The 18,896-nt window shown below is 69.1% G+C and carries 22 protein-coding genes; 10 read left to right on the top strand and 12 right to left on the bottom strand.

What is annotated here, in order from left to right:
• The first annotated feature begins 62 nt into the window (after nucleotides 1–62).
• From ACOZ35_RS07480 to ACOZ35_RS07495, 4 genes are all read left to right on the top strand, one after another.
• Nucleotides 63–1,736 (top strand): ABC transporter substrate-binding protein, encoded by a 1,674-nt coding sequence (locus ACOZ35_RS07480; RefSeq protein WP_424015761.1) that lies wholly within the window; start codon nucleotides 63–65, stop codon nucleotides 1,734–1,736.
• Nucleotides 1,737–1,805: 69 nt separating this feature from the next.
• Nucleotides 1,806–1,940, top strand: a complete 135-nt coding sequence (locus tag ACOZ35_RS07485; RefSeq protein ID WP_424015762.1) for a hypothetical protein — start codon at nucleotides 1,806–1,808, stop codon at nucleotides 1,938–1,940.
• Between the two features lie 159 nt (nucleotides 1,941–2,099).
• On the top strand, nucleotides 2,100–2,831 hold the full coding sequence (locus ACOZ35_RS07490; protein ID WP_424015763.1) for a carbonic anhydrase: 732 nt from the start codon (nucleotides 2,100–2,102) through the stop codon (nucleotides 2,829–2,831).
• 134 nt (nucleotides 2,832–2,965) lie between these two features.
• Nucleotides 2,966–4,246, top strand: coding sequence for a PQQ-binding-like beta-propeller repeat protein (locus ACOZ35_RS07495; protein WP_424015764.1), 1,281 nt, complete (start codon nucleotides 2,966–2,968; stop codon nucleotides 4,244–4,246).
• Between the two features lie 165 nt (nucleotides 4,247–4,411).
• Here the strand turns inward: ACOZ35_RS07495 and ndk are convergent, their stop codons facing one another.
• From ndk to rpl7ae, 4 genes are read right to left on the bottom strand one after another with little or no spacing between them, the layout of a single operon-like run.
• Entirely contained in the window at nucleotides 4,412–4,891 is a 480-nt protein-coding gene (gene ndk / locus ACOZ35_RS07500; protein ID WP_424015765.1) for a nucleoside-diphosphate kinase, read from the bottom strand.
• On the bottom strand, nucleotides 4,888–5,082 hold the full coding sequence (locus tag ACOZ35_RS07505; protein ID WP_004595320.1) for a 50S ribosomal protein L24e: 195 nt from the start codon (nucleotides 5,080–5,082) through the stop codon (nucleotides 4,888–4,890). The genes ndk and ACOZ35_RS07505 overlap by 4 nt, the downstream gene beginning before the upstream one ends.
• Nucleotides 5,083–5,085: 3 nt before the next feature.
• Nucleotides 5,086–5,310: a 30S ribosomal protein S28e gene (locus ACOZ35_RS07510; protein ID WP_004595321.1), complete on the bottom strand. Its 225-nt coding sequence runs from the start codon at nucleotides 5,308–5,310 to the stop codon at nucleotides 5,086–5,088.
• 6 nt (nucleotides 5,311–5,316) lie between these two features.
• Nucleotides 5,317–5,679 (bottom strand): 50S ribosomal protein L7Ae, encoded by a 363-nt coding sequence (rpl7ae, locus tag ACOZ35_RS07515; RefSeq protein WP_004595322.1) that lies wholly within the window; start codon nucleotides 5,677–5,679, stop codon nucleotides 5,317–5,319.
• A 264-nt stretch (nucleotides 5,680–5,943) separates the two neighbouring features.
• Here rpl7ae and ACOZ35_RS07520 point away from each other — a divergent pair, with 264 nt between their 5' ends.
• Nucleotides 5,944–7,395, top strand: coding sequence for a bifunctional metallophosphatase/5'-nucleotidase (locus ACOZ35_RS07520; protein ID WP_424015766.1), 1,452 nt, complete (start codon nucleotides 5,944–5,946; stop codon nucleotides 7,393–7,395).
• A gap of 450 nt (nucleotides 7,396–7,845) precedes the next feature.
• On the opposite strand, the gene ACOZ35_RS07525 is transcribed toward ACOZ35_RS07520, so the two are convergent.
• The 5 genes from ACOZ35_RS07525 to ACOZ35_RS07545 form a co-directional block, all read right to left on the bottom strand.
• The gene (locus ACOZ35_RS07525; RefSeq protein ID WP_424015767.1) at nucleotides 7,846–8,739 is read right to left on the bottom strand and encodes a bifunctional methylenetetrahydrofolate dehydrogenase/methenyltetrahydrofolate cyclohydrolase; all 894 of its coding nucleotides are present in this window, start codon (nucleotides 8,737–8,739) and stop codon (nucleotides 7,846–7,848) included.
• A 93-nt stretch (nucleotides 8,740–8,832) separates the two neighbouring features.
• Nucleotides 8,833–9,672 carry an aldo/keto reductase gene (locus tag ACOZ35_RS07530; protein ID WP_424015768.1) on the bottom strand — a complete coding sequence of 280 codons (840 nt, stop codon included), beginning with the start codon at nucleotides 9,670–9,672 and terminating at the stop codon, nucleotides 8,833–8,835.
• A 295-nt stretch (nucleotides 9,673–9,967) separates the two neighbouring features.
• Nucleotides 9,968–10,726 carry a hypothetical protein gene (locus tag ACOZ35_RS07535; protein ID WP_424015769.1) on the bottom strand — a complete coding sequence of 253 codons (759 nt, stop codon included), beginning with the start codon at nucleotides 10,724–10,726 and terminating at the stop codon, nucleotides 9,968–9,970.
• A 70-nt stretch (nucleotides 10,727–10,796) separates the two neighbouring features.
• Nucleotides 10,797–11,480: an HAD family hydrolase gene (locus tag ACOZ35_RS07540; RefSeq protein ID WP_424015770.1), complete on the bottom strand. Its 684-nt coding sequence runs from the start codon at nucleotides 11,478–11,480 to the stop codon at nucleotides 10,797–10,799.
• A gap of 78 nt (nucleotides 11,481–11,558) precedes the next feature.
• Nucleotides 11,559–11,699, bottom strand: a complete 141-nt coding sequence (locus ACOZ35_RS07545; protein ID WP_424015771.1) for a hypothetical protein — start codon at nucleotides 11,697–11,699, stop codon at nucleotides 11,559–11,561.
• A gap of 126 nt (nucleotides 11,700–11,825) precedes the next feature.
• Between ACOZ35_RS07545 and ACOZ35_RS07550 the strand changes: the two genes are divergently transcribed.
• Entirely contained in the window at nucleotides 11,826–12,965 is a 1,140-nt protein-coding gene (locus ACOZ35_RS07550) for a CBS domain-containing protein (RefSeq protein ID WP_424015772.1), read from the top strand.
• A gap of 182 nt (nucleotides 12,966–13,147) precedes the next feature.
• Here the strand turns inward: ACOZ35_RS07550 and radB are convergent, their stop codons facing one another.
• Together radB and ACOZ35_RS07560 are read right to left on the bottom strand one after the other, a co-directional pair.
• The gene (gene radB / locus ACOZ35_RS07555) at nucleotides 13,148–13,855 is read right to left on the bottom strand and encodes a DNA repair and recombination protein RadB (RefSeq protein WP_424015773.1); all 708 of its coding nucleotides are present in this window, start codon (nucleotides 13,853–13,855) and stop codon (nucleotides 13,148–13,150) included.
• A 217-nt stretch (nucleotides 13,856–14,072) separates the two neighbouring features.
• A complete protein-coding gene (locus ACOZ35_RS07560) occupies nucleotides 14,073–14,279 on the bottom strand; it encodes a cold-shock protein (RefSeq protein WP_004595330.1) in 207 nt (68 codons plus the stop codon).
• Nucleotides 14,280–14,487: 208 nt separating this feature from the next.
• Here ACOZ35_RS07560 and ACOZ35_RS07565 point away from each other — a divergent pair, with 208 nt between their 5' ends.
• The 4 genes from ACOZ35_RS07565 (at nucleotide 14,488) to ACOZ35_RS07580 (ending at nucleotide 17,353) form a co-directional block, all read left to right on the top strand.
• Entirely contained in the window at nucleotides 14,488–15,255 is a 768-nt protein-coding gene (locus ACOZ35_RS07565) for an SCO family protein (protein ID WP_424015774.1), read from the top strand.
• Nucleotides 15,252–15,860 (top strand): TlpA family protein disulfide reductase, encoded by a 609-nt coding sequence (locus tag ACOZ35_RS07570; protein ID WP_424015775.1) that lies wholly within the window; start codon nucleotides 15,252–15,254, stop codon nucleotides 15,858–15,860. The genes ACOZ35_RS07565 and ACOZ35_RS07570 overlap by 4 nt, the downstream gene beginning before the upstream one ends.
• Nucleotides 15,861–15,896: 36 nt before the next feature.
• Nucleotides 15,897–16,562: a cytochrome c biogenesis protein CcdA gene (locus ACOZ35_RS07575; protein WP_424015776.1), complete on the top strand. Its 666-nt coding sequence runs from the start codon at nucleotides 15,897–15,899 to the stop codon at nucleotides 16,560–16,562.
• 134 nt (nucleotides 16,563–16,696) lie between these two features.
• A complete protein-coding gene (locus ACOZ35_RS07580; RefSeq protein WP_424015777.1) occupies nucleotides 16,697–17,353 on the top strand; it encodes an AIM24 family protein in 657 nt (218 codons plus the stop codon).
• A gap of 30 nt (nucleotides 17,354–17,383) precedes the next feature.
• Here ACOZ35_RS07580 and ACOZ35_RS07585 read toward each other — a convergent pair whose 3' ends face one another.
• The gene (locus tag ACOZ35_RS07585) at nucleotides 17,384–18,739 is read right to left on the bottom strand and encodes a sodium-dependent transporter (RefSeq protein ID WP_424015778.1); all 1,356 of its coding nucleotides are present in this window, start codon (nucleotides 18,737–18,739) and stop codon (nucleotides 17,384–17,386) included.
• Nucleotides 18,740–18,896: the final 157 nt, after the last annotated feature.

Below are 18,896 nucleotides of genomic sequence, written 5' to 3' on the forward strand. Positions count from 1 at the left end.
GACGTACGGTCGAACGCTGCCCGAGTGTCCCCTGATATATATGTCGGGTCGAAAGGGGTGGCATGTCACGGAAACTCGATCCGTCGCGGCGACGCGTGCTTCGCGGCGTCGCGACCGGAGTGACGGCGGGGGCCATCGCCGGGTGCGCCGGCCGCGGCTCCGACGACGACGGGAACGAAACGGCCGGAGACGGGACCGACGGAGACGGCGGCAACGGGACCGAAGACGGGGACGAGGGCGAAAGCGAGCCCGTCAGCGGCGGCGAGCTGGTGTACTCACAGCAGGTGTCGCCGATCGAGTTCGACCCGATCGTGGTCAACGATATCTACTCGCAGCAGGTGTGTTCGCAGGTGTTCGAGCCGCTGTACGCCTACGACGAGCGGACGAACCCGGTCCCGCACCTCGCGAGCGAGGAGCCGACCGTCGAACGCGAGGGGACGCGGTACGTCGTGGAGCTTCGCGACGGGCCGCGCTTCCAGAACGGCGACCCGGTCACCGCGTCGGACGTCAAGTACTCGCTGCTCGCGCCGGTCGAGGAGGAGACGGCCAACGCGCCGGACGTCGAGATGATCGACACGATCGAGGTCGTTGACGACCGGACCGTCCAGATCGACCTCCAGTACGGGTACGGCCCCTTCTACACGCTGGCGCTGACGCGGAACGTGGTCCCCGAGTCGGTCCGAGAGGAGGACAGGGACGCGTTCAACCTCGAGTCGCCGGTCGGTTCGGGGCCGTTCGAGTTCGACGACTGGACCGAAGGCGAGTTCGTCGACCTGGTGAAGTGGGACGACTACTGGGGCGACACGCTGCCGCACTTAGACCGGCTCCGGTTCGAGCCGGTCGAGGAGAGCACGACGCGCGTCGTCTCCTTAGAGACCGGCGAGTCGGACGTCGCGGACGGGATCACGCCGCAGACGTGGGAGACGGTCCAGAGCGCGGACAACATGTCGCTCCAGTCGGAGCCCGGCATCTCCTACTACTACATCGCGTTCAACTGCAACGAGGGGCCGACCGCGGACCCGCAGGTCCGCGAGGCGATCGACTACGCGTTCTCGATGGACCAGGCGGTCTCGAACTTCATCGAACCAGCCGGCGAGCGCAACTACGGGCCGGTGCCGCTCCCGGTCGCCGACTCGTGGGACTTCTCGGTGGACGACTGGGCGGACATCGCCCACGACCGCGACGTCGACCGCGCCGCGGAGCTGCTCGCGGACGCCGGCGTGCCCGAGGACTACAACTTCCGGATCATCGTGCCGCCGGACGACCTCCGCGAGCAGATCGGCGTCTCGGTCTCGAACGGCCTGAACGAGGCCGGCTACGAGGCCGAGGTGCGCCGCTACGACTGGGGGACGTTCCTCGACACGTACACTACCGGCAACGAGGACGACTACAACATGTACGCGCTGGGGTGGCTCGGCGGCCCCGACCCGGACTCGTACGTGTACAACATGTTCTACGACGGCCAGGTCGGCGCCACCAGCGGGACCTACTACGAGAACGACGACCTCATGGACGACATCATCGAGGCCCGGCGCGCCAGCGACATCGACGAGCGGCGCGAGCTCTACGAGTCGATCATCCCGACGGTGCTCGAAGACCGGGTCCACCTGCCCAGCTACAGCCTGCGCGTCTCCATCGGCGTCCGCGACTACGTCAACGACTTCGTCGCCCACCCGCGCTCGCAGTACAACCCGCGGGTCCTGAGCGACTACAACAACGTCTGGCTCGACCAGTGACGGAGCGGTTCGGGGGGTAGCGCGGCCTCGGTCGAAGCGTTCAAACCCCGCGGCGACGAGGGCTCGGACATGCAGAACATGGAAGACATCGTCCTCGACGAGAACGAGGAGGCGCTCGCGCCCGCGGTCGTGATCGCGACGGTCGCGCTCCTCGCGATATTCGTCGTCGGGTTCCTGGTCGCCGCGGTCGGACTCGTCGCCTGACGGGCCCAGTTCCGGCGGTGACGGTTCGCGATTCCGCCGGCATCAGTCCCTAATTCCGCCGGCGCCATTCCGCGATTCCGCCGGCAGCGAGGCGTCCTCTCGCGGAGGACCACCCTCGCGCCCACGACGTTTTTTGTCCTTCGGGCGGGTCGAGACGGTATGCACCGCGGGATACTCGTCGACCTCCTCGACCGCAACGACGACCACGTCGCCGCGCTCCCGTCCGGCTCCTTCGACCGGCAGCGCGACGGCCAGCGACCCGGCGTGGTCTCCGTCTGCTGTTCCGACTCGCGCGTCTCTCAGGAGGGGATGTTCGCCGTCGACGAGCCGGGGTTCCTCTTCACCTCCGGCGCCATCGGCAACAGCGTGAGCGCCCTCGTCGGCGGCGAGCGGGTCCTCGACGGGAGCGTGGCGTACCCGCTCCGGCACACCCACACCGAGGTCCTCGTCGTGGTCGGCCACACCGGGTGCGGCGCGGTCGACGCCGCGCTCACGGCGGCTCGAACCGGGGAATTCCCGCCCGAACCGGGCGTCCGCGCCGACGTCGAGGCGCTGTTACCGATCGTCGAGGCGGGGCTGAACGACCCGGCCGTCGTCGGCGACGCGGTCGACGGTGTGGACAACGGCGATCCGGACAACGATGCCGACACCTCGGTCCGCGACCGCCTCGTCGAGTACAACGTCCACGAGCAGGTCGCGTTCGCCCGCGAGAGCGAGGAGGCGGCGGACGCGACCGTGTACGGGTTCGTCTACGACCTCCACGGCGTCTACGGCGACCGCGACGGCGCCGTCTACCTGGTGAACGCCGACGGCGAGCGCGACCCCGCGGCGCTGCGCGACCTCGTCGGCGAGGCGCACGCCGACCACGTGGCGACGCTGCTGGAGCGGTAGGACCGCCTCCCGGAGTGCCTCGCGGCGTGCCTCCCGGAGCGCCTCGCGGCGTGCCTCCCGGAGCGCCTCCCGACCGCCGCGGCCGGGGTGCGCATCCGACAACCGTTTCACGGCGACGCCCGAAGGGGGTTCAAATGGACCGACGCGTGCTGTTCGCGACGCTGATACTGCTGGCCGGCGGCGCGACCGGCGTCGGCGTGGCGCTGTTCGCGTTCGTCGGCGTCGACGACGCCACGACGGAGGCCGCGGTCGTGTGGGAGTCCGAGCCGGCCGCGGGCGACGACGGCAGCGGCGCCGTGATCGCGACCGTCGACGGCGACCCGCTCCTCCTCCGGCCCGCGGTCGAGAACGGGTCGCGGGTCGTCACCGCAACGGTCGCCGGGACGGACGAGACCCCGTGGACGGTCCCGGTCGCCGGACCGGACGCGGAGCGCGGCGGCGGGGACGGCACCGGTGACGGCGGCGGAGACGCCGACGGGAACGACTCCGACGGGGGCGGCGGCGATCCCGTCGCCGTCAGCGGTCTCACCGCGGGCACGCTCGGCGGCGATCCGGTTGTGGCGCTCACGACGGCGTCGGGCGAGCTCGTCGTCCTTGACGCCGCGGACGGGACGGAGCGGTTCGTGGTCGACCTCGGCGGTCCGTCCGGGCTCCGACCGGCCATCGGCGACCTCACCGGCGACGGGAGCCGGGAGGTCGCGGCGGTCACGACGGACGGAGGCGTTCGCGTCGTCGACGGCGAGGGAGACTCGGTCGCCGAGGCCTCGCTGTCGGGCGAGATCAGCCGTCGGCCGCTCATCGTCGAGCCGGACGCCGACGCCGACGAGCGGGGCGGGCTCGCCGTGGCGACGACAGCGGGTGACCCCGCGACGGTCCACATGCTCGACGCGAGCGGCGGCACGCGCTGGACGACCGAGCCGACTGTGAACCCGCTGAGCTGGAACGCGGCGGACAGCCGCGACGGTCCCGTGCTGGCGCTCGGCGGCGCGAACGGCAACATCGAGACCCTCGAGGCGAGCGACGGGTCGGGTCGGTACGAGGTCAAGCTACAGGACCGCCCGATCGCCGTCGGGGACGCGGACCCCGGGCGGGTGTACGTCGGCGGCTCCGGGAGCGTGTGGGCCGTCGATCTCCTTGACGGCGAGGTCGTCTGGAAACAGCAGTACGGCGCGTCGACCCGGATCAACGAGCCGCGCATGGGTGATGTCGACGGGAACGGCGAACGCGCGCCGGTGGCGGTCAACCGGGCCGGCGGGGTGCTCGCGATGATCCAAAGTGGCGAGGTGATCGCCCGGGGCGACGCCGGCGACGTCGTCGCCTACGGCGGCCCCCTGTTCGCCGACGTCACGGGCGACGGCGGCGACGAGGTGATCGTGGTCGCGGACGACGGAACCGCGATCGCGGTCGAAACCTGAGACGGCGGGGCGTTTCTGGTCGATTTATAAGCTGGTTCCTCACGAGAACCGAGAGACTGCGAGCGTTTCAGGATGCGAATTCACCGGAAACGCGGTGTGTCGACTGAGCGAGAGCTCGGCGGGCGGTGGGCGCAGCGAAAAGTGAAAACTCCGAGAGCGGCGGCGTCAGTGGTCTTCTTCCTCGTACACCCACGCGGAGGTGTCGAGGTCGTAGTCGACGAGTTCCTCGTCGTCGAAGAACAGGTCGATCTCGCGTTCGTTGGCGCCCTCGTCCTCGTGGTCCGACGCGTGGATCACGTTGTGGCCAAGGTCGAGGCCGAAGTCGCCGCGGATGGTTCCCGGCGGCGACTCGGTCGGGTCGGTCTCGCCGACCATCGCGCGGACCTGTCGGGTTGCGTCCGCGCCCTCCCACACCATCGCGAAGACGGGGCCGGAGGTGATGAACTCGACGAGGCCGTCGAAGAACGGCTTGTCCTCGTGTTCGCCGTAGTGGTTCTTCGCGAGCTCCTCGTCGAGCTGGACGAACTTGCCGGCGACGAGCTTGAGCCCGCGGTCCTCGAAGCGAGAGACGATCTCGCCGATGAGACCGCGCTGGACGCCGTCGGGCTTCACCATCACGAAGGTGCGCTCGTCGTGGTGGCTCACTGCTCGTCGCCTCCGGCTCGGTGGCCCTCCTCGGTCCACTCGACGTCGCGCGCCTCGCGGCCGAGGAAGTAGTTCTTCTCCGCCTTCGAGTCGACGAAGTGGAGGACGGTGCCGTCCTTCTTGACGAACATCGTGCCCGTGCCGGGCTCGATCTCCTCACCGCTGTAATCGCAGGTGCGTGTCTCGACCATTGGTTATCGGCCTCCGATGGAGTCGGCGTCGCGCTGGGTCTCCCGCAGCTGGAGCACGTCGCCCAGACGGACGGGACCCAGGACGTTCCGGGTGATGATCCGGCCCTGGTTCGATCCCTCCTGGATGCGGCACTTGACCTGCATGGCCTCGCCGTGCATCCCGGTCTTGCCGACGACCTCGATGACCTCCGCGGTCGTCGAGTCGCCGGTGCCCTCTTCTGCGCTCATGGGAGGTTATCGGAGCTCCGCGACCTTCTCGCCGATGTCCTCGACGTCGTCGGCGGCGTCGCCGGCGTCGACGACGGCGGCGGCGGCCGAGCCGACCTCGAGGCCGGCGGCCTGTCCGACCTCGTCCTGCGTGTCGACGAAGGCGACCGGGATCCCCTTCTCCTCGGCGAGTTCGGGGAGGTGCATCACGATCTCCTCGGGGGAGACGTCCTCGGCGACGATGACCAGATCGGCGTTGCCGCGCTCGACGGCCTTGGTGGTCTCGTTGGTTCCTTTCTTTACTGTACCGGTGTCTCGGGCGACCTCGAGCGCTTCGAGGGATCGCTCCGCGAGGTCCGCCGGGGTGTCGTAGTCTACGTAAACGGGCATATGTTGTTCACCTATCCTCCGTGTAGGCTCGCGTGTCCGTCCCGTGGTCGGTCCCTAACGGAACGGCACATCATCGACCCCACAGAGGCTGTGCCCCGTCGTAGTCCGGACATCCATAAAAGCGCTTTCAATGACCTGCGCGTGTGCGAGCGGGGATCACGGGGCAACGACCGAGGGACCGAACGGGGCAACGACCGAGGGACCGCAGCGGCGGACGGACTCCGCGCTTTTTAAGCCCGGCTCGCCCCTCAATCCGCGTATCGAATGGTCCGTCTCGTTCACTACTCCGACATCGAGAACGTCTTCGACGCCCCCGAGCGGGCGGCCCGGCTCGCCGGCCGGATCCGGGCGCTCTCGGGCCCCGACGCTGCGGTCGTCGCCACCGGCGACACGACCGCGCCGGGCGTCCTCTCGCTGGTCGCGACCGGCAGGCAGGTCCTCGACTTCTACGAGGCGACCGACACCGTCTTCGACACGTTCGGCAACCACGAGTTCGACTACGGCCCCGACGCGCTCCGCGACCTCGTCGCCGACTCGCCCGCGACGTTCGTCTCCGCGAACGTCCGCGACGAGGCGGGCGAGCCGTTCGGCCGCGACGAGGGCGTCGTCCCGTGGGCGACCCATGAAATCGACGGCGAGACGGTCGGGTTCGTCGGCGTCACCGACCCCGCGACGGACTCGCTGAACCCGATGGCCGCCGACCTCTCCTTCGACGACCCGGTCGCGGCCGTGCGCGACGCGCTCGCGGAGATGCGGACTGCGGTCGCCGAGCGCGGGGAAGAGAGGGCGGGTTCGGGGAGCGAGGCGGACGCGACCGGCGACGGCGACCCGCTCGATCACGTCGTCGTCCTCTCGCATCTCGGCGCAGGCGACGACGACCTCGCGCGCGAACTCGATGTCGACGCGATCCTCGGCGGCCACGTCCACAGCCGCCGGAACGAGGTCGTCGCGGACACCCTGCTCGTCCGGCCCGGCGTCAACGGGGAGACCGTCGCAGAAATCGACCTCGACGCCGATCCCCCGACTGCGACGCTCCACGAGCCCGACGGGGCCGACCCCGCGCCCGACCTCGCGGACGCGCTCGCCGAGCGGATGGCCGCGGCCGACCTCGACGAGACCGTCGACGTCGTCGACGAGCCGATCGAGCGGTCGGGCGACGTGGTCCACGGCGGGGAGTGCCGCGTCGGCAACTTCGTCGCGGACGCGTTCCGGTGGGTCCACGACGCCGACGTGGGGTTGTCGAACGCCGGCGGGCTCCGGCAGGGCGACCCGTGGGCGGGCGACGTGACGAAGGCCGACCTGATCTCGCTGATCCCGTTCGAGGAGCCCGTCGCGCTCGCCTCCGTCACCGGCGCGGAGCTTCACGACGTGTTCCGCGAGATGGCTGCGCCCGACGTGGACTTCGGCGAGGACCACTGGTGGCACGGCCACGTCTCGAACGCCCGGGTCGTCTGGGACGACGACGCCGAACTCATCTTAGAGGCCACCGTCGGCGGCGAGCCCATCGACCCCGAGGCGCGCTACACCGTCGCCGTCTCGGAGTATCTGCTCCACTCCGAACACGAGTATCCGACGCTCGCCCAGCGCCACCGGATCGACGAGGCCGACATCCAGTACGAGGTGCTGGCGGAGTACGCCCGCGAACACGGCATCGCTCCCGAAATCGAGGACCGGATCGAGATCCGGAACCGCGCCGCCGCGGCCGACGACGACTGACGGGACCGCGGCGACGACTCATTTATAAACAGAAGCGGTGGCGCGCGCCTTCGAGCGGCCGCCTCGGCGGCCGCGAGAAGCGCGTGCGAGGGAGTCGGCCGACCGGAGCGAAGCGGAGGGAGGCCGACGAGGCTGGGGAGGCGTGAGGCTGCGGTGCTGGGCGGTCGGGGGTGGACTCAAAGGGGCAGCCGCGAGGCGGGCGCAGGCGACGCAAGCACCGCAGCGAAGGAACGGAGTGACTGAGCGAGGAGCGCAGCGAGCGTGCGCCCGCCTCGCGGCTGGGGCTTTGGAGGTGTTACCCGTCGATCCGTAGTCGGTTATGTATAGCCGAGCGGCTGGGGCTTTGGAGGCTTTCGCTGCTGATCCGACAGCAACAGTTTATAAGATATCACGCAACCGTATATAAATGCGACCTGCGAGAGAAGTGACCGAATCCACCGCCTCTCTGTCTCAGTCCAGATTCACGTCGACATCGCGCTGGAGGCCGGCCGCCTTCACCGTGTTGTAGAGGAGCATCGCGCGCGTCATCGGGCCGACCCCGCCGGGAACCGGCGTAATCGCCCCCGCCACCTCGCTCGCCGACTCGTACTCCACGTCGCCCACGAGCTCGTACCCCTTCTCCGTGTCCGCGTCGACGCGGTTGATCCCCACGTCGATGACGGTCGCGCCTTCCTTGATCATCGACCCGTCGACGAACTCCGGGATGCCCGCGGCCGCGACGACGAGGTCCGCGCCGGCCAGCTTCGCCTCCAAGTCCTCCGTCCGGGAGTGACAGACCGTCGTCGTCGCGTTCCCGGTCGGCGACTTCTGGATCAGCAGGTTCGCCATCGGCTTGCCGACGATGTCGGAGCGGCCGACGACGACCGCGTCCGCGCCTTCGGTCTCCACGTCGTAGGCGTCGAGGAGCTTCTGGACGCCGTGAGGGGTACAGGGTTTGAATCGGGCGTCGCCCGCGACGAGGCGGCCGACGTTCTCCGGGTGGAAGCCGTCCACGTCCTTCTCGGGGTCGATCCGCCGGAGGACGGTCCGCTTGTCGACGTGGTCCGGGAGAGGAAGCTGGACCAGAATCCCGTGGACGTCGTCGCGGTCGTTGAGGTCGTCGATCGTCTCGTACAGCTCGCTCGCGGGCGCGTCGGCGTCGATCTCGACGTGGAAGCTCTCGATCCCGACCTCCTCGCAGTCACGCTGTTTCATCGAGACGTACGTCTCGCTGGCCGGGTCGTCGCTCATCAGCACCGTGGCGAGCCCCGGCTCGACGCCGGCGTCGGCCAGCCGCGCCACCTCGTCGGCGACCGAGTCCCGCACGTCGGCCGCGACCGCCTCGCCGTCGATGATCTCTGTCATGAATACTCGTCGTCACCCCCGCGATAAAAATGACGCGGGATCGTGGGCATCGACCGCAGTTCATCCCCAATTCGATCCAAGTTTGTGAATTATTTACTCTGGGAACAGCTCCTCCTCGCACTCGACGGCGTCGATCGCGGCGATCTCCGACTCGGTCAGTTCGAGGTCGGCCGCCGCGAGATTCGCCCGGAGGTGCGCCTCGCTCGACGCCTTCGGGATCGCGACCACCGGGTCCTTCGCGGTCGTCCACGCGATCGCGACCGCCTCGGGCGTCGTCCCGTGCGCGTCCGCGACCTCGACGACGGCGTCGATCTCGCGGACCCGCCCGCCGGCGAGCGGCGAGTAGGCGACCACCGGATACCCGTGTTCGCGGGCGTGATCGAGCAGCTCCGTATTATAAAAGAGCGGGTGGAGTTCCGTCTGGTGGGCCGCGAGCGGCGCGTCGAGGCGGTCGACTGCGCGGTCGAGATCGTCGATCTCGAAGTTCGAGACGCCGACGTTCCGCACGAGGCCGTCGTCGACCAGCCGGTCCAACGCCGGCAGCGTCGCCTCGGGGTCGTAGTCGCCGCGCGGTCGGTGGACGTACAGGAGGTCGATCGCGTCGACACCCAACCGATCGGCGCTCTCGCGGGCGGCGGGCGCGACCGCGTCGGCCGCGAGGTCGTCGATCCACAGCTTGGTCGCGACGGTCACGTCCTCGCGGTCGAGCGCGGCGCTGGCGTCCCCGGCCAGTCCCGCGGCGCCGGCGTCCCCGGCCAGTCCCGCGGCGCCGGCGTCTCCGGCCAGCCCGGCGGCGAGCCCCTCGCCGACGACGGCCTCGTTGTCGTAGATCCGCGCGGTGTCGAGGTGGCGATAGCCGAGCGCGAGCGCGGTCGCGACCGCGTCTGGGTCGTCGATCCCCATCGTACCGAGGCCGACGGGCGGGAGGTCCATGGGCGACCCTGTCTCGCGGTCGGGCAAAAGCCTCCGGCTTCGTCCCGTCCACGGACGCGCCCGGCGAGCGTATTTAAGTTGGTTGCGGCAGTGTGACAGATATCCCTCCATGGCAGCGAACCCTTCAGCCCGGTGTCCTCCCTCGTCGGTCGATCTCGATCCGGCGGGGTCCAGATGAGCCGAACCGGCACGTGGTTGTTCGCGACGGTCGGCGGGCGGGTCCGCGTCGCCCCCGACGAGATCCGGATCCGTCGAGGGGTCGTCGACGCGCCCGAGGCGGAGCTCGTCGCGTGAGTCACCGCGTCACGGAGACCGTCCGCTCGACGGTCTCGTACCCCTGCGCTGCCAGCGCCTCGGCGTAGTACCGCTCTGCGGCCCACCCCTGCGGGAGCCGACGGAGGCCGAACCGACGCGTCGGCCGCAGCTCGACGTCGACGACGCTCCCGCCGTCCGGCGCCTCGCGCACCGCGACCGCGTAGGACCCCCACGGCTCCCCGCCGGCGGTCCCCTCGATGTCGACGGTCGCGAACGGTGGCCGGTCTGACGCGCTCTCGGACTCGTCGGTCCCGCTTTCACCGGCGATCGGGTCCCCCTCGCCGACGTCCACGGCGAGGTCGAGTTCGACCGTTTTGAGACCGAAGAGGTACGAGAACTCGTAGGTCGCGCTCGCCCCGGACGCGCCCTCGCCGACGGAATCGGTCGGGTCGGTCGCGCCGTCGCGCCGAACCTCGTCGGCGACGACCCACTGGAACGCGAGGATCGGCGGCGTCGCCGTCGCGAACTCGCGGACGACGGCCTCGGGCGTCGCGTTCGTCCGGAGGCGGGTCGAGCCGCGCCGTCGGAACAGGGGCACCCGGAGCGCGACGAGGAGGACGGCGCCGACGGCCGCGCCGGGCCAGAACGACAGCGCCGCGACCGCCGCGAGGAACGCGCCGACGGCGATCAGCGCGAGAGTCCAGCTGGCGGCGCGCTCGGCGCGGCGGTAGCGGCCGACGACGGACCGCACGTTCGGCGCGTCTGGGTCGGTGGCCGGGGTCGCGGAGGGCGAGGGCATGGTCGCATTTCGGCGACGGACCACATGCCCGTTTTGGTCGGGGCGGGTGACGCGGATTCGGCCGCCGACCTCAGACTTCTCCGTCCGCATCGGCCGGCGCCCGCCCGCAGATGCTCACGAGATCGTGGAGGTCGTCGATCTCGTAGGTCGGGTGACAGGAGAGCTCCGTCGACCGCCGGTGGGGACGGCGGAGGAACGCCGAGTCGATGCCGGCGTTGTCGGCCGCGCGAACGTCCGACTCGTTGTCACCGACGAACAGCGCCGTCTCGGCGCCGAGGTCCTCGAGGGCGCGCTCGATGTAGTACGGCGAGGGCTTCTTCCGCGAGAGGCTGGCCACCGAGGGTTCGCGGCCGTACGCGACCTCGAAGCGGCCCGCCAGCCCGAAGTGGTCGAGGAGCGCGTCAACGGTCGCCTGCTGGTTCGACGAGACGACGCCGAGCGAGGCGTCCAACGCACGGAGGGCGTCGACATCGTCGTACGGCGTCTTGCGCCCCTTCCGGGCGGCGTCGATCTGCGCCGCGGCCGCGGTCTCGTCTCTGACCCGCCAGAACTCCGCCGGGTCGACGCCGTAGCGCTCGCAGATGTCCGTCAGGGTCGCGGGGTCGACGCCGACCGCGATATCGTCGACGTGCGCGAGGTCCGGGTCCTCGACGCCGAGGCTCACAAACGCGTCCCACGCGGCCTCACGGAGCGTGTCGAACGGCGTCCGCCCGACCAACACCCCGTCGTTGTCGAGGACGACGGCGTCGTACACGCCTCTCTCTGCGTCGGTAGCGGGCAAAAAGCTTTCACACGCCGGGGAGGTGGCAACTCAGCCGTCGAGAGGGCCGACTCAGACGCCGAACAGCCGGAAGAAGAGCCCGGCGAGCACCGCGAGCGTGCCGGCGATCACGCCGACGAAGGGGATCGGAACGGGGAGCGGGATCACGATCAGCGCGACGCCGACGGCGATCAGCGCGGTCGAGAGTTTCACGTCCCGACTTCGCCGGCGACGCTCAAATACCTTCAGGCGGATTTCGACGGTCGGACGACGCCCGCCGGATGGCGCGACGACTCCCGCACTTTCAATACCCGGCCCGTCGAACCCTCAGATTGGACTATGAACATCTCTGATATCGCAGTGCCGGAGTACGTCGAGGTCGACGTCGACGAGCGGCTCGCCAAGGTCCGTTCTATCTTCGAGCGAGAGAACCCGAAGGGGATCATCGTCGTCGAGGACGGCGAGTACGCCGGCGTCGTCGGCGAGAAGCAGCTCATGCGCTCGCGCATGGAGGACGACACGAAGGTGTCGGCGGTGATGAAGCCGGCGCCCTCGGTCGACCGCCACGAGGACGTCCGCGAGACCGCGCGGCTCCTCGTCGAGGGCGACGTGAAGATCGCGCCCGTCTACGAGGGCGAGAAGCTCTTCGGCATCGTCACGGTCGACCAGATCTTAGAGGCCGTCATCGACAGCCTCGACGCGATCACCGTCGGCCAGATCGCGACCGAGGACGTAATCGGAATCAACGACAAGGACAGCGTCGGCCGCGCGATCAACCTCCTCCGCGAGAACGGCATCTCTCGGCTGCCGGCCCTCGACGAGGACGGTAACCTCGTCGGCGTCGTCACCACGAACGACATCGTGGAGTTCGTCGTCCGCGACCAGGAGCGTCAGGGCAGCGGCGACCGCGCCGGCGACATCGACCGCATGCTCGACATCCCCGTCTACGACATCATGTCGAGCCCCGTCGTCACGGCGACGAGCGAGGAGACGGCGCAAACCGTCGTTCAGCGCATGTTCGACAACGAGGTGTCCGGGCTGGTCGTCACGCCGAAGGGCGCCGACACCGTCGCCGGGATGGTGACGAAGACCGACGTGTTGCGGGCGCTCACGTTCACCGAGCAGGACTCGATGGACGTCCAGATCACGAACGTCGACCTGCTGGAGGGGACCTCCCGCGAGCACATCGTCGAGTCCATCGAGCAGGTCGCGGACAAGTACGCGGACATGCACGTCATCCACGCGCACGTCCGACTCCACGCGCACAAGGAGAAGCTCCGCGGCACGCCCCTGATCCAGTGTCAGATCCGCCTCCGCACCAACGAGGGGCAGGTGGGCGGCTCCGGCGAGGGGTACGGCGCCGAGCACGCCTTCCACGTCGCGCTCGACAAGCTGGAGCGGAACGTCCTCGAAATCAAGGGCGTCAACGCCGACGAGGAGTACCGCGGCCAGCTCCTCCGGAAGCTCGGCGAGCTGTGAGGCGGTAAGCGCCCGACCGGCGGGCGCGGTCGTCACGCCGTCGGCGAACCTCGACGGTGTCCACGGATTTGACGCTGTTAACGGACCTCGACGCTGTTAACGGACCTCGGTCGTCCGGCGCGAGAATTTCGGTCCCTGCCCTAGTCTTCTCGCCGTCCGCTTCGATTCGCCGCCCGCGACGCTCAGGCGTCGGTCCCCTCGGCGAGCCCGTCGCCGACAATCCGGAACGTCGCGGTGTCGCCGGCGGGCTTCGAGCGGTGCTTTTCGAGCGTCGCCCGACGGTTCCCGCCGCGGAACCGGTCGACGCGGAGGATTGCGCCGGTCCAGTGGTTCAGCGTGTTGCCCCCGAGCGCGCGGTCGCGGTCGCCCTCGGGGTCCGTGAACACCTGGTTCGTGATCACGACGGCGACGTCGTGACGGCGCGCTAAAGAGAGGAGATGCGTCACCTGCTTGGCGACCTTGCGGAGCGACTCGCCGCCCTCGGTGTCGCCGGCGCGCTCAAGTCGGTAGAAGCCCGTCGCGGAGTCTAACACGATCAGCTCGATCTCCTCGGCGAGCTCCTCGGCGTCGCGGACCGCCTCGCGCTGGTCGTCGAAGTCGTACGCCTCCGAGATGACGAGCCGCGAGGCGAGCTCCTCGAGAGAGTCGTCGCCGTCGCCGCGGTCGAGCCGCCCCTCGGCCATCTGCTCGAAGCGGTCGATGGAGAGCCCCTCGGTGTCGATGTAGAGGGCGCGGTCGCCGCCGCCCGCGACCTCGACCGCCGCGGCGAGCGCGAGGTTCGTCTTCCCCGCCGCCGGCGGCCCGTACACCTGCGTGACGACGCCGCGCTCGAAGCCGCCGTCCAACAGCTCGTCGACCGGGCGACAGCCGGTCGGGATCGGATCGCTCACTGGAGAGGCTTCGCCCGCGCTCGTATTTAAACGGTCGATTGCGACGGGAACGGAGCAGTACGCGTCGCTCGTCGCCGAGACGCTGTCGGCCGTCGCCAAAGCGCCGCCGCTCGTCGGTGTGTGATAAGTGTGAAAGAAACGGAGATGGCGCCGATCACGTCGAGCGACGGCCGAAATCCGGTTAGTGCGTGCGGACGCGTCGTCCGCGATTCAGAGATTAGTTGCGGACGAGGTTCGTCGCGCGCGGTCCCTTGGGGGACGATTCGATGTCGAATTCCACTTCCTGACCCTCCTCGAGGTCCGGGCCGCCGACGTCTTCCATGTGGAAGAACACGTCTTCGTCGTCGTCGAGGTCGCCGTCGTCAGTCGAGATGAAACCGTAGCCGCCAGTGTCGTTGAAGAAATCAACCTTACCGTTTGCCATTGCGAATAAACGTACAGCCCGTTCGGGGATAACCCTTGCGAGGGGCACGGTACCACGGGGGTTCCGGACGTTCGTCTACCCGAGAAACCCCGAATACCGCCTCTCTTCGGGACGCTCCGGTCGATGTTCCGACGCCCCCGGTTGTGTTCAGCGCGCGCCACCAGCCGCGGGGTTCATTTACGCGCGACCACGTAGGACGGACAACGACATGGACCGCCGCCACTTCCTCCGCTCGCTCGCCGCGGCCGGCGCCGCCGCCGGCGCGACCGCCACGGCCGGCTGCGCCGGCGTCATCGGCGATTCCGGCAGCGCCGACGGCACCCCAGACGCCGACGGCCCCTCCGACGATGCCGACTCGTCCGGCTCCGACGGCGCGGGCGCGAACGAAACCATCCTCGGGCCGCCCGAACAGACCCGAGGGGATCCGGTCCACCCGATTCGCGGCGACGAGATGCCCGAGTTCAGCGTTCCTGACCCGATCTCGGGCGAAGAGATATCGACAGCGCAGTTCGAGGGGGAGCGTGCGTTCCTTTGGACGATGTTTTATACTAACTGCCCCGACGGCGTCTGTCCGGCGCTCATCCTCCGACTGCGGCGCGCACAGGAGGTTGCCGCGGAGGAGGGATTCGGAGACGAAGCGGCGTTCCTCCCCACCACGTTCGACCCCGAGCGTGACACCGAGGAGGCCCTCCGCGAGTACGCGGGCCAGCGCGGGGTTGACCTCGACGCCGGAAACTGGCACTTCCTCCGCCCAGAGACGTACGAGAGCGGACAGGAGCTGTTCGACGAGCAGTTCGGGCTCAAAATCCAGAAGTCGTTCGACAACGACTACGAGAGCCTAGAGTACACGTTCCCGCACTACGGACTCATCCTCCTCGTCAACAGGCGCGGGATTGTCGAGCGGGCGTACCCGCGCGGGCCGGCCACCGACGTCGAACGGCTCGTGGACGACTTCCGACGGGTGGTCACGGCGTGAGGCGACGAGACCTGTTGGCCGGCCTCGCGAGCGTCGGGGTGCTCGGGGGGGCGGGCGCCGTCGCGACCGGGGGGGTCCCCAACTCGCTCGGTGGAAGCGTCCCCGACGAGGAATCCGACGAACTCGGCGAAAACGGTTCCGACAGCAGCGACACCGACAGCGGTAGACCGGAGCCGATCGAGCCGGTGACGATCGACACTATCGAGGCGCCCGGTAGTCGCGACGGCGAGGTGACGATTCCGGCGCCGGATCGGCCGACGTTCGTCGACTTCTTCGGGACATGGTGTCCTCCCTGCGCCGAGCAGATGCCAGCCCTCGTGGAGGCCCACGATCGGATCGGCGACGAGGTGCTGTTCGTCTCCGTGACCACGGAGCCAGTCGGCGACGCGGTCAGCGAGGAGACGGTAGTCGACTGGTGGACGGAACACGACGGCGACTGGCTCGTTGCGGCCGACGTGACGGCCGAACTTGCGTCGCGGTTTCCGATCGGGAAATACCCAAGCGCCCGTGCCATGGACGCCTCCGGACGGGTTCAGTGGGCCACCTCGGGAACCCACACCACCGAGGAGTTCGTCGAGGGAATCGAGCGGGCGCTCGACGAATGAACAGGCGATGCGATCAATGATCCGACGGACCGATCGATGACCGACGTTTCGCTCGCGACGAACGTCCCGCTGGCCGTGACCGCGGGTGTGACCACGTTCTTCTCCCCGTGCGCGTACCCCCTCCTGCCGGGATACGTCGGCTTCTACGTGAACTCCGTCGAGGCCGACACCGCGTCCGTCCTCGGCGCCGGGGCTCGCGGCGTCGCGGCCGCGGTCGGCGTGCTGGCGACGTTCGCGCTGCTCGCGGGCGCGACCGTTCGAGTCGGCTACTCGACGCTGTCGAACATCACCGTCTTCGAGACGCTCGTCGGCGGGCTGCTGATCGCCTTCGGGCTGCTCGTGGTCTCAGGGCGGATGCCGTCGATATCGGTCCCCCTGCCCGAGCGCCGATCGAGCGTACTCGGTTTCGGGATCTTCGGCGCCGGGTACGCACTGGCCGGGGCGGGCTGCGTCGCGCCGGTGTTCCTCAGCGTCGTCGCCCGCGCGATCGCGCTCCCGTCGGAGACGGCGGTGCTCCTGCTCGCCGTCTACGGCGGCACCGTCGCCGTCCTGATGGCCGCGACCACCGTCGCGACCGGCGTCGGCCTCGTCAGCAACGCCAACCGGGTGATGACCCACGCGGGACTGCTGAAGCGGATTGCGGGCGCCGTGATGATCATCGCGGGGATCGGTCAGCTGTACCTCTCGCTGGTCGTGTACTGAGACCGTAACCGCGCGGCGAGACCCGACGTCGTCGCGCCGCGGGCTCCGAAACGAGTCCTTGCGTCTCCCGTAAGTTCTTAACCGATACCGCAGAATCTCCGCACAGCCGAACCGAACGGTTCGGTCCCCGTACCATGAACCTCGATCAGTTCACCGCAGAGAACGCACCGACGGACAGCGCGGAACCATTCCAGCGCGAGAACAGCTACACCCTCGACGTCGAGGTCGTCGGCACCGTCATGGCGAAGGCGGGCTCGATGGTGGCGTACACGGGCGACGTCTCGTTCACCGGCAAGGCCTCCGCGGAGGGCGGCATCACCGGCTTCCTCAAGGAGGCCGCCACCGGCGAGGGGACGCCGATCATGGCCGTCGAGGGCGACGGCCACGTCTACTTCGCGGACGACGGCAAGAAGGTCCAGGTGATCGAACTCGGCGCCGGCGAGTCGATCACGGTCAACGGCGAGGACGTGCTCGCCTTCGAGGAGTCGCTCTCCTACGAGATCAGCGCCATCGACAGCCTCGCCGGCGCGCTCGCGGGCGGCTTCAGCAACGTCTACCTCGAAGGGCCCGGCTACGTTGCGCTCACCACCCACGGCGACCCAATCGTCTTGGAGCCGCCGGTGGCGACCGATCCGAGCGCGACCGTCGCGTGGGGCGGCACCTCCCCGGACGTGGAGGTCAACCGGAGCCTCTCGGACATGATCGGCCAGGAGTCCGGCGAGCGCTACCAGATGCGGTTCGACGGCGACGGCGGCTTCGTCGTGGTCCAACCGCGGGAAGAACACGTGTGAGGCGGGGAACCTCGACCCCCGAGATCGCGCCTACCGCGCCGCCAGCCAGTCGGCGAAGTCGCCGGTGAGGAAGTCGACGTAGTCGACGACGCCGAGGTACAGCGAGACGACCACGACGATCACGATCGGGATCCGGACGGCCCAGATCCAGGCGCCGTCGAGGCCGCCGGCGTCCGCGATCCCCTTTCGGAGCTCCGTGCGGCCGACGTCCGGGATGACCCAGCCGACGAACAGCGCGAGCAGCAGCGAGCCGAGAACGAGCAGGATACCGTCGGCGAGCAGGTCGTACAGGTCGAGGAACACCAGATCGAGCGTGACCGGCACGCCGAGCAGGAACACCGCCGCGCCCAAGGCGGCCGACGCCGGGACGCGAGCGACACCGAGTTCGTCGATCAGGTAGGAGACGAGCACTTCGAGGATGCTGATCGCCGACGAGAGCGCGGCGATCCCGACCATCCCGAAGAAGACGATCCCGATGATCCGACCGCCCGGGACGCTCGCGAACGCCGACGTGAGACTCACGAAGATCGCGCCGGGACCGCCGGTGCCCGGTTCGATCCCGACCGTGAAGAGGACCGGGAAGACGACGAAACCCACGAGGACGGCGATGAGCGTGTCGATCGTGGCGATGATTCCGGCGTCAGCCGCGAGGTTCCGGTCCTCGCCGAGGTAGGAGGCGTAGGTGATCATTACGCCCATCCCGAGCGACAGAGTGAAGAACGCCTGCCCAGCGGCGGCCGGGAGGATCTCGGTCCAGTTCGCGGCGATCGTCCCGAAGTCGGGCGAGAGGTAGTAGCCGTACGCCGCGCTCGCCCCGTCGAGGGTGAACCCGTAGACTGCCAGCCCGACGAGCATCACGAGGATGGCGGGGACCATCACCTTCACGCTCAGTTCGATGCCGCGCCTGACGCCCGCGGCGATGATGCCGACGACGAGCAGCATGAAGATGGCGTGGAAGAGGAGCGTGTCCAGGCCGGTCGAAACCGTGCCGAACAGCGCGTTCGCCTCCGCCGGGTCAGTGATAGTGAAGCCCTCGGTCACGCCGATGAGCGTGTACCGGAGGAACCAGCCAGCCACGACGCTGTAGTACGAGAGGATGATGAAGCCGGTGATGACGAACAGCCATCCGGCGTACGACCAGACGCCGCTCCCCAGTTCCCGCAGCGCGCCGACGGGGTTCCGGTCGGTCCGGCGCCCGATGACGAACTCGACGAGGATCGCCGGGAACCCGATCAGCGCGACGAACGCCAAGTAGGTGATCAGAAACGACGATCCGCCGTACTGGCCGGTGATGAACGGGAACCGCCAGATGTTCCCGAGCCCGACCGCGCTGCCGACCGCGGCGAGGATGAACCCCATCCGCGTCGCCCATGTCTCGCGTGCCATTGGTGTCGGAGAGAGATCCCCAACCGTGTAAAAGCGTGTCTCTCCGCCGCTCTCTCCAGTAATCATCGAACATGATCAATTGGGCACCGCTGTGGCGAGGACGGACTGACTCCGAGGGTCGCCCCGGAGCGACAGCCGAGACCGGTCCGCATCGGGG

Source organism: Halorubrum xinjiangense (genome assembly GCF_049604745.1).
Classification (GTDB): Archaea; Halobacteriota; Halobacteria; order Halobacteriales; family Haloferacaceae; genus Halorubrum; species Halorubrum xinjiangense_A.